The sequence below is a fragment of the Cupriavidus sp. H18C2 genome (genome assembly GCF_049393795.1).
In the GTDB taxonomy this organism is placed as follows: domain Bacteria; phylum Pseudomonadota; class Gammaproteobacteria; order Burkholderiales; family Burkholderiaceae; genus Cupriavidus; species Cupriavidus pauculus_C.
In genome coordinates this window covers 1,640,628-1,654,754 of record NZ_CP186010.1, presented here as the reverse complement: position 1 = coordinate 1,654,754, position 14,127 = coordinate 1,640,628, and the positions used below count along the sequence as shown (strand labels likewise).

Below are 14,127 nucleotides of genomic sequence, written 5' to 3'. Positions count from 1 at the left end.
CATGGTCATTCCGCTCCACTACATCGCCCGCAACGTCTGGGCCCGGCGCCTGACCACGGCGCTGACGGCCGGCGGGCTGGCGCTGGTCGTGTTCGTCTTTGCGACGATGCTGATGCTCGACGCGGGCCTCAAGCAGACGCTGGTGACCACCGGCGAACGCGACAACGTCGTGGTCATCCGCAAGGGCGCCGAGACCGAGATCCAGAGCGCCATCTCGCGCGACCAGGCGGCCGCGCTGGAGATGTACCCGTCGATCGCGCTGACGCCCGAAGGCCGCCCGATGGCCTCGCGCGAGGCCGTGGTGCTGATATCGCTGACCAAGACCGGCCAGGCCACGCCGTCGAACGTGGTGATCCGCGGCGTGTCGCCGCTGGGCGTGCCGCTGCGCCCGCAGGTGCGGCTGACCGAGGGCCGCGTGTTCAAGCCCGGCTCGGCCGAGATCATCGTCGGCAGCAGCATCGCCAAGGGCTACGGCAACGTGCGCATCGGCGACCGCCTGCGCTTTGCCCAGCGCGACTGGACCGTGGTCGGCCATTTCGACGCGGGCGGCAGCGGTTTCGACTCCGAGATCTGGGGCGACGTGGACCAGTTGATGCAGTCGTTCCGCCGCACCGGCTATTCGTCGATGGTGCTGCGGCTGGCCAACACCGACGCCTTCGACCGCTTCCGCGCCGACATCGACGTCGACCCCCGGCTGGCCAACGAAGCCAAGCGCGAGCAGCAGTTCTACAGCGACCAGTCCCGGGCGCTGTCGGCGTTCATCAACATCCTGGGCCTGACGCTGACGACGATCTTCTCGGTGGCCGCCATGATCGGCGCGATGATCACCATGTACGCGTCCGTGGCCAACCGCGTGGGCGAGATCGGCACGCTGCGCGCGCTGGGCTTCCAGCGCGCCAACGTGCTGATGGCCTTCCTGATCGAGGCGGTGCTGCTGGGGCTGGTAGGCGGCATCGCCGGCTTGCTCTGCGCGTCGCTGATGCAGTTCGCGTCGTTCTCCACCACCAATTTCCAGACCTTCGCCGACCTGTCGTTCCGCTTCGTGCTGACGCCGGCCATCATCATCAAGACCCTGCTGTTCTCGATGGCCATGGGCCTGATCGGCGGCTTCCTGCCCGCGCTGCGGGCGTCGCGGCTGAATATCGTGGATGCGCTGCGGGCGCGGTGAGGGGTGGCGTTATATTTGCCCCGCGTTGTCGGCCCCGGTTCCGATGGTTTTCTCCCCTCTCCCACAACGTGGGAGAGGGGCCGGGGAGAGGGCATTGAGGCTCTGCTTGCCGACAGGTCGCAATTTGAACGGCCGGCCCTCTCCCCAACCCCTCTCCCGCACGCGGGAGAGGGGAGCTAAAAATCCCCGACAAAGCCCCTACCCCATCACCTCCTCGCACACCTCCAGCCACGCGCGGGCGGCGTGCGACAGGTAGCGGCCGGGTGGCCAGATGTGGGCCAGTACCCAGTCCATCGTCGGCTCGGCCAGGCGGGCCACGGCGAGCTTGTCGCGCGCTTCCAGCCGTGACAGCAGCGGCTCGGGCAGGAACGTGGTGCCCAGTCCGGCGGCGGCCATCGATGCCAGGAAGTCCCAGTGCCCGCTCTGCGCCACCACGCGCGGCTCGATGCGGGCGTCCCGGAATGCCTGCCGCAGCTTGCGCGTCAGCGAGAACTCGTCGGTCAGCAGCACCAGCGGCTCATCGCGCAACGCCTCCAGCGTGACCGTGCGCCCGCTGGCCCATGCGGCACGATGCGGGCCGACTGCCCAGATCGGATACTTGGCGAACTGGCGCGTCTCCAGCGCCAGCCCGCTGTCGCCGGGCAGCACCGTGGCGCCCACTTCCAACTCGCCGTTCGCCACGTGCTGCTCCACCACCTGCCCGCCATGCTCCGACAGCGTCAGCTGGATGTTCGGATAGCGCTTGCGGAACGCGCTGACCGCCGGCGAGAAGAACAGGTTGACCATCGGCGGAATCCCCACGGTCAACTGGCCGCGCCCGAGCGACGACAAATCCTGCACCTCCAGCGTCAGCCGGTGGACCACGCCGAGCGCCTCCTGCCCCCGGTCGTACACGACCCGGCCCACATCGGTCAGCCGCACCGACTTGCCTTCGCGGATCAGCAGTGGCTGGCCCACCTCGTCCTCCAGCTGCTTGACCATCTTGCTGATGGTCGACTGGGTGACATAGAGCGACGCCGCCGCCTGGGTAAAGCTCTTCAGGCGCGCGGTCTCGACGAAGTAGCGCAGCGCGCGGATGTCGATGGGCATGGTTTTTCCATGAATATTCCGACTGAGACGCGGCATTTTAAATCATGATCGGAATCGACGGCAGGCGACTACACTGCTCGTCCAACGCCCCAACCCGCCGGTCCCGCCGGCGCCCAAGAACATGGCTAGCTGGCCGCATGCCCGACAGTGGCTGTTCTCGCTGAAGGCTTTTGCCGCCGCGATGCTGGCGCTCTATATCGCCCTCTGGTTTGGCCTGCCGCGTCCGTACTGGGCGATGGCGACGGTCTACTTCGTGTCGCACCCGCTCACGGGCGCCACGCGCTCCAAGGCCGCCTATCGCGTGGCCGGCACGGTGCTGGGCGCGGCGGCGGCCGTGGCCACGGTGCCGCAGCTTGTGAACATGCCCACCGTGCTGACCGGCGCCGTCGCGCTGTGGATTACGGCGCTGGTCTACCTGTCGCTGCTGCAGCGGTCGCCGCGCAGCTACGTGTTCCTGCTGGCCGCCTATACGCTGCCGATTGTCGCGCTGCCGGCCGTGATGCAGCCGGCCGACATCTTCGACATCGCCGTGGCCCGCATCGAGGAAATCGTGATCGGCATCGTCTGCGCCAGCCTGGTCGGCGCCATCGTGTTGCCGGCCAAGGTGGCCCCGGCGCTGCGCGAGCGGGCTGGCGTCTGGCTGGCCGATGCCGCCACGTGGGCCGCCGATATCGCCGCCGGCCATCCCCACGCGCTGGCCAGCCGCCACCGGCTGGCCGCCGACATGCTGGCGCTCGACCAGTTGATCGTCCACCTGTCGTTCGATACCGAAAGCCGCCACGCGGTGGCTCACGCGCGGGCGCTGCGTGCCAGCATGTCGCGGCTGATGCCGGTGCTGTCGGGCCTGGAAGTCGTGCGGCGCGCGCTGCGGTGTGACGCGCCGCCGCTGCCCCGTGCCGAACTCGAACGCGCGGCCCGGCATCTCGACGCCCGGCGCGACATGCTGATGCGCGCCTGCGCGGCGTGGCAGGACGGCATCGACAACGCCCGGCTGCCAGCGCCGGTCCCGGAACCGGAACCGGAACCGGACGACCCGGCCAGCGCGGGCCATGACCACATGATGCTCGCATTCGGCGCCGCCTCGGCCGGGCTGGCCGTGCTCTGCGCGGGTCTGCTCTGGATCTTCTCGGGCTGGGAAGACGGCGGCGGGCCGGTGGCGGTGGCCGCCATCGCTTGCTGCTTCTTCGCGACCATCGACGCGCCCCGGCCGGTCGCCCGATCGTTCGCGCGATGGTCGGCGGTCTGCCTGCTGATCTCGTCGGGCTACCTGTTTCTGGTGGTGCCGCACGCGCAGACCTTCGAGGCGCTGGCCGGCATGCTTGCCGTGCCCTACCTGGGCATCGGCGTGCTGATCACGCGGCCCGGCTTCCACCTGATGGCGATGCTGCTGTCGGTCAACACGGCGTCATTCGCCAACGTGCAGGCGGTCTACGACGCCAATTTCATCGGCCTGTTCAACACCAGCCTGGCCAACGCGGCGGCGATGCTGTTCGCGCCGGTCTGGGCGATGCTGGCGCGGCCATTCGGCGCCCACGTGGCCGCGCAGCGGCTGATCCGCGCAAGCTGGGACGACCTGGCGCGCGCCGCCACATGGCGCGCCGCCGACCGCCACGGCCACGTGGGCGCGCGGATGTTCGACCGGCTCGGCCAGTTGATGCCGCGCCTGGGCGCTAGCGGCGGCCGGCTGGCGTCGGACGGCTTTACCGAACTCCAGGTCGGCTACTGCGCGCTGACCCTGCAGCGCGCGCTGCCAGCGCTGCCGCCGCCCGTTCGCAAACCCGTCCGGCGCGTGCTGAGCGGGGTGGCGCGCCACTTCCGGGCCAGAAGCCAGGCCGGCCATGCCATAGCCCCGCCCGATGGGTGGCTCCCGTGGATCGGCGCGACGCTCGCCGGGCTTGACGACGTGCCCGACCGCGCGCTGGCCGATGAGCTTCAGAGCGCGCTGGTCGTGCTCGGGCTGACCCTTTCTCCCCATGAAAAAAACGAATGACGGGCGCCCCTGCCATGCCCGGCTGACCGCGTGGCCGGTCCCATTGCTTCGCGGTGAGACGAGACGTGCCGCATCCCTCGGGGTGTGGCTTTTTTGCCATCTGGCGCCCCAAAAACGTGCGGCAGACGCAACACCCGGCTCCCAAATCGCCGATCAAGTGTTGCAAACGCTCCATACAATACTGTTACAATCTGCAAGCTTTACTTACAAAAGCCCAGATTTAGCAGAAGCAGCAAAAGCTGCAGAACGACAAGAAAAAACGACTTTCGACGGGGTGGGGAATGAATCGTCTGGTTCCTTTGGCATTCGCGGCCATGGCCGCGCTGACCGGCTGCGCATCGCAGTCGGCTGCCGATCAGCTTGCGCCGCGCTCGCAGACCGTGCGCCTGTGCCAGGGCAATACCTGTGCCGAGCAGGACCGGCGCGTGGCGACGTTCCAGACAGCGCCCGTGGACGCCGAGGCCGAGCGCCGCATGCAGGCGCTGGCCGACGTGGCCGCGCGCAATCCCAATGCCGCCTATGACCTGGGCCTGCGCCTGCTGCGCGGTGACGGTGTGGAGCGCAACAGCTACCAGGCGCTGGAATGGCTGCGCAAGGCCGCCGACAACGGCCACGCCGAAGCCCAGCTGGCGCTGGGCCGCCTGTACCTGATGGGTTTCGAGGAAATGGGTCCGGACCCGGCCGAGGCCGAGGCGTGGCTGACCCGTGCCGCCGCCAAGGGCAGCAAGGAAGCGCGCGACCTGATTCCGCAGGCGCAGGCCGCCAAGCGCGACGAACAGGCCGCCTACCAGGTGCGCGACGCCTATCGCAAGCAATGGTTCGCCTGGTACACCACCTACCCGTACTACTGGGTATGGGGCCCGTCCGGCTGGTACCAGCGCTAGACCCGGCCCGTTGCCGGGCGGCTCATGGGCGGCTCCCGGCCGCTCGCTGGCTGCCCTGCCCGACCGATTCCCTTCCCTTCCCTTTCCGTCAACAGGACGCGACTTCATGCCCAAGATGACTGCTTTGAGCGTGGCTGTACTGGCCACGTCTTTCGTTCTGGCCGGCTGTGCCAACCCGGCCGGTGGCCACATCAGCACCGGCACGGCGCCCACCGCCGCCACCGGCGCGGCCGGCGGTGCCGCCAGCGTGAACGCCAACCCGGCGCTGGAGCGCTGCGACAAGCCGCTGGGCACGCTGGCCGTCGATGACGGCCGGGGCAAGGAGTGGTACGCCAGCTTTGGCGCCGCCACCAAGATCACGACGATCGAGCCGCTGATCCGCCTGGCCGTGCAGCAGTCCAACTGCTTCGTGATCACGTCGGTCGGCAACAACCGCACCGAGAGCAAGCTGTCGAACATCACCGACAAGCAGCGCAACTCGGGCGAATTCCGCGCCGGCTCGCGCCAGCAGAAGGGCCAGCGCGTGGCCGCCGACTACTACATGGAGCCGGCCATCATCATCGACAACGATTCCACGGGCCAGCTGGCCGCCGGCGTGGGCAGCCTGTTCGGCAGCGTCGGTGCGCTGGTGGGCGGTGCGATGCAGAGCAAGGCGTCGGTCGTGACGCTGACGATGTTCGACATCCGCTCGGGCGTGCAACTGTCGATCTCGGAAGGCAACGCCACGGCGACCAACTTCGGCGCCGCCGTGGGCGCGTTTGGCGGCGGTGCGGCGGGCGGCCTGGGCGGCTTCTCGCGGACCCCGGAAGGCAAGGCCACCGTGGCCGCGTTCATGGACGCCTACAACAACATGGTCGTCTCGCTGCGCAACTACAAGGCGCAGGAAGTCAAGGGCGGCCTGGGCCGCGGCGGCCAGCTCAAGGTCGGTTCCTGATGTCGTGATGGCCGTCGCGCCCGGCGACGGCCCCCGCCATCAGTTCGCGCTGACCTTCTGCACCGGCGGCGGCGACCACGTGTTCTGCAGGATTTCCGCCTTCGGCCAGTAGGCGCGGATGAACAGTTCGAAGTCGCCGGTCGGGGCGGGCAGCCAGTTGGCCACCTTGTCCGCGGCTGGCTTCTTGTTCTGGACGTAGAGCGTCAGCGAGCCGTCCGGGTTGTAGACGAGGTCCTTGTTCTTGGTGCCCAGCGAGAAGCGGTTGATCTCGTTGGGCGCGAAGAAGTGCGCGGCGTCGTAGAGCGTCAGCGACCAGAAGCCGTTCACGGGCGGCAGCCCGCCCTTCGGGAATGTGATCGTATAGGCATTGGCGCCGTTCAGCCGGCCTTTGGCGGCATCGAATTCCTGGCCGAAGTACGCCGATTCACGTCGCGGATTGACGAAGATATTGGCCTTGGCCGCCGCCGCGCGGCTGTAGTAGTCGGTGCCGAACTCCGCGCCATTCATCGGCGCCACCCAGCCATTGCCCACCGTCACCCCTGCGTTCGCGTAGCGGTGCATCTCCGGCATCATTTCCTTGTCGGCCTCGACGGCGGCCTGCGTCAGCGCGTCGGCAACGGCCGGGTCCTTGGCGGCCGCGTCCAGCAGCGACTGGAACCACGCGTACAACGCTTCCTCGCCGCGCTGGGGCGGCACTTCCTTCAGGATGATTGGCAGTTCCTTGAAGAACGCCTCGGGCTTGACCCACTGCGTCTCGCCGCCGCTGCCCTGCTTGCCGCCGGCCGGGTCGGACAGATTCGGCAGCTTGGTCCAGTCCTTGGTCTTTACCTTGCCGTCGTACTCGGACAACGGATACGCCACGATCTGGCTGACCAGCGGACGGATGGCGGCGCGGTCCTGCGCGGTGTCGTCCAGGAACGCGCGCGGGATGATGTAGGCGATATTGGTCGGCGACCGATACACGCCCCGGATGCCCTTCGGCACCTTGCCCTTCCAGTCCGGCCCCACCACCATATAGAAGCCCGGCTTGGTGCCGTACATCCGCCCCACGCCGCCCAGCGTGTCCGTGCGCTGGTCGCCTAGCTGGTAGACCCAGAACCGGTTGCCGAAGTCCGGCACCTGGAACACCGCCGGCTCCTTGGCCAGCGACAGGATGCCGAAGCCGTACGCCACGTCCTGGTTCGGCGTGGCCACCGCGCGTTCTTCCGGCTTGATGTAGTCGGTCAGCATGGTCAGCCGGTTCAGCGGCGCCACGGGCAGCACCCCGTCGCCCAGGCCGTTTTCCGGCACCTTGGAGAAGACCAGGTGCCGGTTGTGGATGTTCACCATCGGCCAGCCCCAGATATAGGCCACCTTGGCCACGTTCTTCACATAGCTGAGCGGCATGTTGGCCCCGGCCACCGGGCCCGGCGGCAGCTTGGCCTGCGGCGCGGACGCCGGCTGGCTGGCGGCCAGCGCGGGCGGCATGGCGGCCAGCGTGGTCAGGGTGGTCAGGGCGGCGGTGGCAATCAGCGTGCGGAACCAGGTCGGACGAAGGCGGGCCATGGCGGCATCTCCGGCAAGTCGAAAAGCCCTATGCTCGCGCGCCGGCGTGGCGCCGGATATTCAATCTTTTCGGTAGCCGATCTAAACCGATCTGACGAATGCGGCACAATCGGACCGATCCGAAGCTGCGCACCCTGGGGCCCGCCACGTGACCGCGCCGGGGCCTGGCCTGCTGCAGCGGTGCGGGAAAGGGCGTATTCTGGCGAACTTGTCATTCGGGCGTCGTAGGCGTAGTGTTGCGCATCGCCTGGCGCGCCCAAGTGCTTACGCCGCCCCTCCCTGCCCTGTTTTGACGGATGAACCCGAAATCCCCCAAATACCCGGATGAACCGCCCCTGCCGTCCACCTGGGATGCCCGCCTGGCCCGCCATCTGGTACGGCCGCTCAAGAATACCCGTGTCACCCCGAACCACCTGACCACGCTGCGCCTGCTGATTGGCGTGGCCGGCATCGCCTGCATTGCCCAGGGCGGCTACGCGTGGTCGAACTGGGGCGCGCTGCTGGTGGTGCTGTCCAACTTCGTCGACCATACCGACGGCGAATTGGCGCGGATCAGCGGCAAATCAAGCAAGATCGGCCACTTTTACGACCTGGCCAGCGACGCGCTGATCACCGTCCTGCTGTTCATCGGCTTTGGCATGGCCGTGGCCGCCACCGGCCCGGCGCCCGAGGCATTCGGCCCCGTGCTGCGCGGCACGATTGCCGGGCTGGCCGTGGCGCTGATCTTCTTCCTGCGCATGCGTATAGAATCGCGGGTTGGAAAAAGTGGCACGAAGCAGGCTTCGGCCGGCGGCTTCGAGACCGAGGACGTGCTGTACCTGCTGCCGCTGGTGACGCTGACGGACGGCATCGGCCCGTTCCTGACGGCGGCCTCCATCGGCGCCCCGCTGTTTGCCGTCCTGGTCATCATCGATTACTGGCGCGTCATGCGGCGCCCGCAGCCCGTCGCAACTACCCCTGATCACTGAGGCAGCCACATGCCAGAGCAAGTTACCGGCGACATCGCCATCGCGCCCGCCGCACCGCGCGACGCCGAGCCCGCCGCCACCCGTCCGGCCGCGCGGCGCCCGGACGCTGCCGTGGCCGGCGTGGTGGCGCGGCTCGATACCCCGGCGCTGCGCCAGGATTTCGAGCGCCAGGGCGCCTTCCTCTACCTGGACAGCTTCCTGGGCCCCGACGAGACCGCGCAACTGGTGGCGCTGGCCCGCGCGCTGCAGTCGGGCCTGAACCGCAACTACCTGCCCGGCCACAAGCAGGGCGGCAGCGTCAGCCGGCACACGATCGACGAGAAGGCGCCGTTCATCGCCGACCTGTACCGCTCGAAGTCGCTGATCGGCTGGCTGGAACAGGTGACCGGCGACAAGCTCCAGGTCTGCCCCGAGTCCGACCCCCACGCCTACGCGCTTTATTACTACACGCGGCCGGGCGACCATATCGGCTGGCACTACGACACGTCCTATTACGATGGCCGCCGCTACACGCTGCTGATCGGCGTGCTGGACGAATCGTCCTGCCGGCTGGACTACGAACTCCACACACGCAACCCAGACGTGCCCGACGAGCCGGGCTCGGTCCAGATCCCGCCGGGCGGCATCGTGCTGTTCGACGGCGACAAGCTGCGCCACCGCATCACGCCGGCCGGCCCCAACGAGATCCGCGTCTCGCTGACGTTCGAGTACGTCACCGATCCGGGCATGCGGCCGTGGCTGCGCCTGATCTCCAACATGAAGGACGCCGTGGCGTACTTCGGCTTCCGGCAGGTGTTCCGGCGCCTGCTGGGCAGGAAGTCAGCAGGCCCCGCGTGAATCGTGCAGCTTTCATCCTTCTGTCGGTAGGCGCGGCGCTGTTTGTCGGCCTGCTGGCGTGGCAGGGCTTTGGCGCGGTGACCACCACGCTGATGTCTGCCGGCTGGGGCCTGGCCGTGGTGGCCGCGTTCCACCTGCTGCCGCTGGCGCTGGACGCCGGGGCCATTGCCGTGCTGCTGGACCGCAAGACCCGCCACGGGTCGTTCTGCAGCGCGCTCAAGGCGCGCTGGACCGGCGAGGCCGTCAACAGCCTGCTGCCGGCCGGCCAGATCGGCGGCCCGGTGCTGATGGTGCGCTACCTGGCCCACCGGGGCGCGCGCATGCGTGACGCGGCGGCGGCCATCACGGTCAGCACCACCACCCAGGCGCTGTCCCAGATGCTGTTCGCGCTGCTCGGCATTGCCGTGTTCGGCGCCCACGACGACCTGTCCGAATACCGTACCCCCGTCATCGCCATCACCGCCGTCCTGGGCGCCTGCGTGCTGGGCTTCTGCGTGCTGCAGCGGCGCGGCATGTTCGGCCGCGTCATGCGTATTGGCCAGAAGCTGTTCGGCAAGCGCCAGGCCGATGCCGACGCCCCGGGCGCCAAACCGGGCCGCTGGGCCGGGCTGGCGCTGCGGGCCGATGCCGTCGACAGTGCGATTCGGGAACTCTACCGCGACCGCAAGAAGGTCGCGGCCAGCTTCGCCCTTAACCTGCTGGGCTGGATTGCCGGCACGGGCGAGGTCTGGCTGATCCTCCATTTCCTGGGGCATCCGGTGAACTGGCACGAGGCGCTGCTGCTGGAAAGCGTGGGCCAGGCCATCCGGGGCGCCGCGTTTGCGATTCCGGGCTCGCTCGGCGCGCAGGAAGGCGGCTACCTGCTGCTGGGCCCGCTGGTGGGCCTGCCGCCGGACGCCGCGCTGGCGCTGTCGCTGGCCAAGCGCGTGCGCGAGCTGGTGCTTGGCATCCCCGGACTGGTGTACCTGCATTTCAGCGAACGGAAGTTCCAGCGCCGTCGCGCCGCAACGGCCCTGTCGGCGGACAGGGGCTAGCGGCTCTTCCACAAATCACGAGAACAACCTGATGCGAGCAATCATTCTTGCCGCGGGCCTGGGCCTGCGACTCCAGCAACAGCCGGGCAAGCAGTTTCCCAAGTGCCTGTTGCGCTTTGACGGCCTGACGCTGCTGGAACGTCACCTGCGCCTGCTGGACGCCGCCGGCGTGACCGAGGTGGTGCTGGCGCTGGGCTTCGAGCCGGACCAGGTCAAGGAAGAACTGGCCCGCCTGGGCCGCGATCTGGAAATCGTCATCAACTCGCGCTACGACCTGGGCAGCGTGCTGACCGTGCACACCGTGGCCGACGCCATGACGCGCGGCGGCGACGTGCTGCTGATGGACGCCGACGTGCTCTACGACGACCGCATCATGACCAAGCTGGTGGCCGGCGAGACCGCCAACCGGCTGCTGATCGACCGCGACTTCGAGGCAGGCGACGAGCCCGTCAAGCTCTGCCTGCGCGACGGCGTGCCCGTGGAGCTGCGCAAGCAGCTCATGGCCGACCTGGAATACGACACCATCGGCGAATCGGTGGGCTTCTTCCGCTTCCGCGAAGACTGCGCCCGCCGCCTGGCCGCCATCGTCCAGGGCTACGTGGACTCGGGCCGCGCCAACATGCCGCACGAGGAAGCCGTCCGTGACCTGCTGCTGGAGCGCTCGCACGTGTTCGACACCGCCGACGTGACCGGCGCGCCCTGGATCGAAATCGATTTTCCCGGCGACGTGGCTCGCGCCGCCGAAGAAGTCCTGCCCCAACTTCTGCCTGTAGGAATCGCACAATGAACGCCATCGACCCGAACCTGCTCGGCTCCGCCACCTCCGCCCCGCTGTCGCGCGCCGCGCGCCTGCGCCGGATGCTGCTGTCCGACGAACTCGAATTCATCATGGAAGCCCACAACGGCCTGTCCGCGCGGATCGTGCGCGAGGCCGGCTTCAAGGGCATCTGGGCCTCGGGCCTGGCCATCTCGGCCCAGTTCGGCGTGCGCGACAACAACGAGGCAAGCTGGACCCAGGTGGTGGACAACCTTGAGTTCATGGCCGACGCCAGCGACCTGCCGATCCTGCTGGACGGCGACACCGGCTACGGCAACTTCAACAACGTGCGCCGCCTGGTGCGCAAGCTGGAGCAGCGCGGCATTGCCGGCGTCTGCATCGAAGACAAGATCTTCCCGAAGACCAACAGCTTCATCGGCGGCGAGCAGCAGCCGCTGGCCGACATCGACGAGTTCTGCGGCAAGATCAAGGCCGGCAAGGATTCGCAGGCCGACGACGATTTCTCGATCGTCGCCCGCGTGGAAGCCCTGATCGCCGGCTGGGGCATGGAAGAGGCGCTGCGCCGCGCCGAGGCGTACCACCAGGCTGGCGCCGACGCGATCCTGATCCACAGCAAGCTGTCGAAGGCCGACGAGATCGTCACGTTCGCGCGCGAATGGGGCAACCGCTGCCCGCTGGTGATCGTGCCGACCAAGTACTACAGCACGCCAACCGACGTGTTCCGCCGTGCCGGCATCAGCCTGATCATCTGGGCCAACCACCTGATCCGCGTGGCGGCGTCCGGCATGCAGGCCGTGGCGAAGGACATCTACGAGAACCAGACGCTGGTCAACGTGGAAGACCGCATCGCCACGGTCAACGAGATCTTCCGCCTGCAGGATGCCGACGAGTACTCGGCGGCCGAGAAGCTCTACCTGACCGGCGGCCAGGCGCCGGGGTCGGCCGTGGTGCTGGCCGCGGGCCGCGGCAAGGGCCTGGAGGCGCTGACCGAGGACAAGCCCAAGGTCATGCTGCCGGTGGCCGGCAAGCCGCTGCTGCGCTGGCTGGTGGACGGCTTCAAGAACCAGGGCATCAACGACATCACCGTGGTGGGCGGCTACAAGGCCGAGGCCATCGACGCGGCCGGCATCCACCTGGTGCGCAACGAGCGCCATGCCGAGACTGGCGAACTGGCGTCGCTGGCCGCCGCCGCCGACGCGCTGCAGCACGACACGGTCATCGCCTACGGCGACCTGCTGTTCCGCAGCTACATCCTGCGCGACCTGCTGGAAACCGACGCGCCGTTCAGCGTGGCGGTGGATTCGTCCGAGTCCACGCCGTCGAACCAGAGCGTGCGCGACTTTGCGTGGTGCTCGGCCGCCGACGACCGCGACCTGTTCGGCCAGAAGATCGTGCTCAAGAAGATTTCTGACGACGTGCCGGCAGGCGACGCGCCGCACGGCCGCTGGATCGGCCTGATGAACGTGCGCGGCGAAGGCCGGGCGCGCCTGCAGAAGCTGCTGGCCGAGCTGCGCGAGCGGCCGGACTTCGACAAGCTCGACATCCCCGACCTGCTCAACGCGCTGGTCGCCGCCGGCGAGCAGGTGGAGGTCAAGTACGTGCACGGCCACTGGCGCGGTGTGAATGACCTGGACGACTTCCGCCGGGCCGGCGACTTCGCGCACGGCCAGACGCCGTTCGCGGTGGGCGGCGGCGAGGCCGCGCAATGATCGAGGCGGTCCAGTTCGTGGAAGCCGCGCGCGAGCGCGGTTTCCAGTGGTACGCGGGCGTGCCCTGCTCGTACCTGACGCCGTTCATCAACTACGTGGTGCAGGACCCGTCGCTGCACTACGTGTCGGCCGCCAACGAGGGCGACGCCGTGGCGTTCATCGCCGGCGTGACGCAGGGCGCGCGCAACGGCGTGCGCGGCATCACGATGATGCAGAACTCGGGGCTCGGCAACGCCGTGAGCCCGCTGACGTCGCTGACCTACACGTTCCGGCTGCCGCAACTGCTGATCGTGACGTGGCGCGGCCAGCCCGGCGGCGCCGCCGACGAGCCCCAGCACGCGCTGATGGGGCCGGTCACGCCGCAGATGCTGGACACGATGCAGATCCCGTGGGAACTGTTTCCGACCGACGCCGAGGCCGTGGGCCCGGCGCTCGACCGGGCCATCGCCCACATGGACGCCACCGGCCGGCCGTACGCGCTGGTCATGCAGAAAGGCAGCGTGGCGCCCTACCCGCTGACGTCGCAGACGCCGCCGGTGGCCCGCCCGAAGGCGGTGCCGCGCGACGCCGGCACCGGCGCGGCGACGCTGCCGAGCCGCCAGCAGGCGCTGCAGCGGGTCATCGCCCATACGCCGATCGATTCGACCGTGGTGCTGGCGTCCACGGGCTTCTGCGGCCGCGAGCTGTACGCGCTGGATGACCGGCCGAACCAGCTCTACATGGTGGGTTCGATGGGCTGCCTGACGCCGTTCGCGCTTGGCCTGGCGCTGGCGCGGCCGGACCTGCGCGTGGTGGCCGTGGACGGCGACGGCGCGGCGCTGATGCGCATGGGCGTGTTCGCCACGCTGGGCGCCTACGGGCCGGCCAACCTGACGCACGTGCTGCTGGACAACAATGCGCACGATTCCACGGGCGGCCAGGCGACGGTGTCGCACAACGTGTCGTTCGCCGGCGTGGCGGCGGCCTGCGGCTATGCGTCGGCCGTCGAGGGCGACAGCCTTGACCTGCTGGACACGGTGCTGGCCCAGGCGGCCACGGCCACGTCGGGGCCCGCCTTCGTCTGCCTGCGCACGCGCCCCGGATCGCCGGACGACCTGCCCCGCCCGTCGGTGACGCCCGTGCAGGTCAAGACGCGCCTGGCGCGCCAGATCGGCGCCGACCAGGGCAACGCCAACCACGCCTGAATCACGC

At 68.8% G+C, this 14,127-nt stretch carries 12 protein-coding genes; 10 read left to right on the top strand and 2 right to left on the bottom strand.

What is annotated here, in order from left to right:
• Position 1: 1 nt before the first annotated feature.
• Positions 2-1,168, top strand: coding sequence for an ABC transporter permease (locus EPAKOI_RS07570; RefSeq protein ID WP_423193420.1), 1,167 nt, complete (start codon positions 2-4; stop codon positions 1,166-1,168).
• A 198-nt stretch (positions 1,169-1,366) separates the two neighbouring features.
• Here the strand turns inward: EPAKOI_RS07570 and EPAKOI_RS07565 are convergent, their stop codons facing one another.
• Positions 1,367-2,257 (bottom strand): LysR substrate-binding domain-containing protein, encoded by an 891-nt coding sequence (locus EPAKOI_RS07565; RefSeq protein WP_423193419.1) that lies wholly within the window; start codon positions 2,255-2,257, stop codon positions 1,367-1,369.
• Between the two features lie 121 nt (positions 2,258-2,378).
• Between EPAKOI_RS07565 and EPAKOI_RS07560 the strand changes: the two genes are divergently transcribed.
• The 3 genes from EPAKOI_RS07560 to EPAKOI_RS07550 all read left to right on the top strand — a co-directional run bounded on the left by EPAKOI_RS07560 (position 2,379) and on the right by EPAKOI_RS07550 (position 6,065).
• Complete coding sequence (locus tag EPAKOI_RS07560) at positions 2,379-4,247, top strand: FUSC family protein (RefSeq protein ID WP_423193418.1); 1,869 nt, start codon at positions 2,379-2,381, stop codon at positions 4,245-4,247.
• Between the two features lie 281 nt (positions 4,248-4,528).
• Entirely contained in the window at positions 4,529-5,131 is a 603-nt protein-coding gene (locus EPAKOI_RS07555; RefSeq protein ID WP_423193417.1) for a tetratricopeptide repeat protein, read from the top strand.
• A 106-nt stretch (positions 5,132-5,237) separates the two neighbouring features.
• Complete coding sequence (locus EPAKOI_RS07550) at positions 5,238-6,065, top strand: hypothetical protein (protein WP_423193416.1); 828 nt, start codon at positions 5,238-5,240, stop codon at positions 6,063-6,065.
• A 39-nt stretch (positions 6,066-6,104) separates the two neighbouring features.
• Here the strand turns inward: EPAKOI_RS07550 and EPAKOI_RS07545 are convergent, their stop codons facing one another.
• A complete protein-coding gene (locus EPAKOI_RS07545; protein ID WP_124684291.1) occupies positions 6,105-7,610 on the bottom strand; it encodes a DUF1254 domain-containing protein in 1,506 nt (501 codons plus the stop codon).
• A 296-nt stretch (positions 7,611-7,906) separates the two neighbouring features.
• Between EPAKOI_RS07545 and EPAKOI_RS07540 the strand changes: the two genes are divergently transcribed.
• Genes EPAKOI_RS07540 through aepY form a run of 6 tightly spaced genes read left to right on the top strand, consistent with a single transcriptional unit; the run spans position 7,907 to position 14,120 of the window.
• Complete coding sequence (locus EPAKOI_RS07540; protein ID WP_124684292.1) at positions 7,907-8,578, top strand: CDP-alcohol phosphatidyltransferase family protein; 672 nt, start codon at positions 7,907-7,909, stop codon at positions 8,576-8,578.
• 9 nt (positions 8,579-8,587) lie between these two features.
• On the top strand, positions 8,588-9,415 hold the full coding sequence (locus EPAKOI_RS07535) for a HalD/BesD family halogenase (RefSeq protein WP_423193415.1): 828 nt from the start codon (positions 8,588-8,590) through the stop codon (positions 9,413-9,415).
• On the top strand, positions 9,412-10,449 hold the full coding sequence (locus tag EPAKOI_RS07530; RefSeq protein ID WP_124684294.1) for a lysylphosphatidylglycerol synthase domain-containing protein: 1,038 nt from the start codon (positions 9,412-9,414) through the stop codon (positions 10,447-10,449). The genes EPAKOI_RS07535 and EPAKOI_RS07530 overlap by 4 nt, the downstream gene beginning before the upstream one ends.
• Before the next feature lie 31 nt (positions 10,450-10,480).
• Positions 10,481-11,236 carry an NTP transferase domain-containing protein gene (locus EPAKOI_RS07525; RefSeq protein ID WP_423193414.1) on the top strand — a complete coding sequence of 252 codons (756 nt, stop codon included), beginning with the start codon at positions 10,481-10,483 and terminating at the stop codon, positions 11,234-11,236.
• Positions 11,233-12,936 carry a phosphoenolpyruvate mutase gene (gene aepX, locus EPAKOI_RS07520; RefSeq protein WP_423193413.1) on the top strand — a complete coding sequence of 568 codons (1,704 nt, stop codon included), beginning with the start codon at positions 11,233-11,235 and terminating at the stop codon, positions 12,934-12,936. Before EPAKOI_RS07525 ends, aepX begins: the two co-directional genes overlap by 4 nt.
• Positions 12,933-14,120, top strand: coding sequence for a phosphonopyruvate decarboxylase (gene aepY, locus EPAKOI_RS07515; RefSeq protein WP_423193412.1), 1,188 nt, complete (start codon positions 12,933-12,935; stop codon positions 14,118-14,120). The genes aepX and aepY overlap by 4 nt, the downstream gene beginning before the upstream one ends.
• The last annotated feature ends 7 nt before the right edge of the window (positions 14,121-14,127 follow it).

Coding starts and splice junctions, on each gene's coding strand:
- EPAKOI_RS07570 (WP_423193420.1), top strand. CDS start 2: ATGGTCATTCCGCTCCACTACATCGCCCGCAACGTCTGGGCCCGGCGC.
- EPAKOI_RS07565 (WP_423193419.1), bottom strand. CDS start 2,257: ATGCCCATCGACATCCGCGCGCTGCGCTACTTCGTCGAGACCGCGCGC.
- EPAKOI_RS07560 (WP_423193418.1), top strand. CDS start 2,379: ATGGCTAGCTGGCCGCATGCCCGACAGTGGCTGTTCTCGCTGAAGGCT.
- EPAKOI_RS07555 (WP_423193417.1), top strand. CDS start 4,529: ATGAATCGTCTGGTTCCTTTGGCATTCGCGGCCATGGCCGCGCTGACC.
- EPAKOI_RS07550 (WP_423193416.1), top strand. CDS start 5,238: ATGCCCAAGATGACTGCTTTGAGCGTGGCTGTACTGGCCACGTCTTTC.
- EPAKOI_RS07545 (WP_124684291.1), bottom strand. CDS start 7,610: ATGGCCCGCCTTCGTCCGACCTGGTTCCGCACGCTGATTGCCACCGCC.
- EPAKOI_RS07540 (WP_124684292.1), top strand. CDS start 7,907: ATGAACCCGAAATCCCCCAAATACCCGGATGAACCGCCCCTGCCGTCC.
- EPAKOI_RS07535 (WP_423193415.1), top strand. CDS start 8,588: ATGCCAGAGCAAGTTACCGGCGACATCGCCATCGCGCCCGCCGCACCG.
- EPAKOI_RS07525 (WP_423193414.1), top strand. CDS start 10,481: ATGCGAGCAATCATTCTTGCCGCGGGCCTGGGCCTGCGACTCCAGCAA.
- aepX (WP_423193413.1), top strand. CDS start 11,233: ATGAACGCCATCGACCCGAACCTGCTCGGCTCCGCCACCTCCGCCCCG.
- aepY (WP_423193412.1), top strand. CDS start 12,933: ATGATCGAGGCGGTCCAGTTCGTGGAAGCCGCGCGCGAGCGCGGTTTC.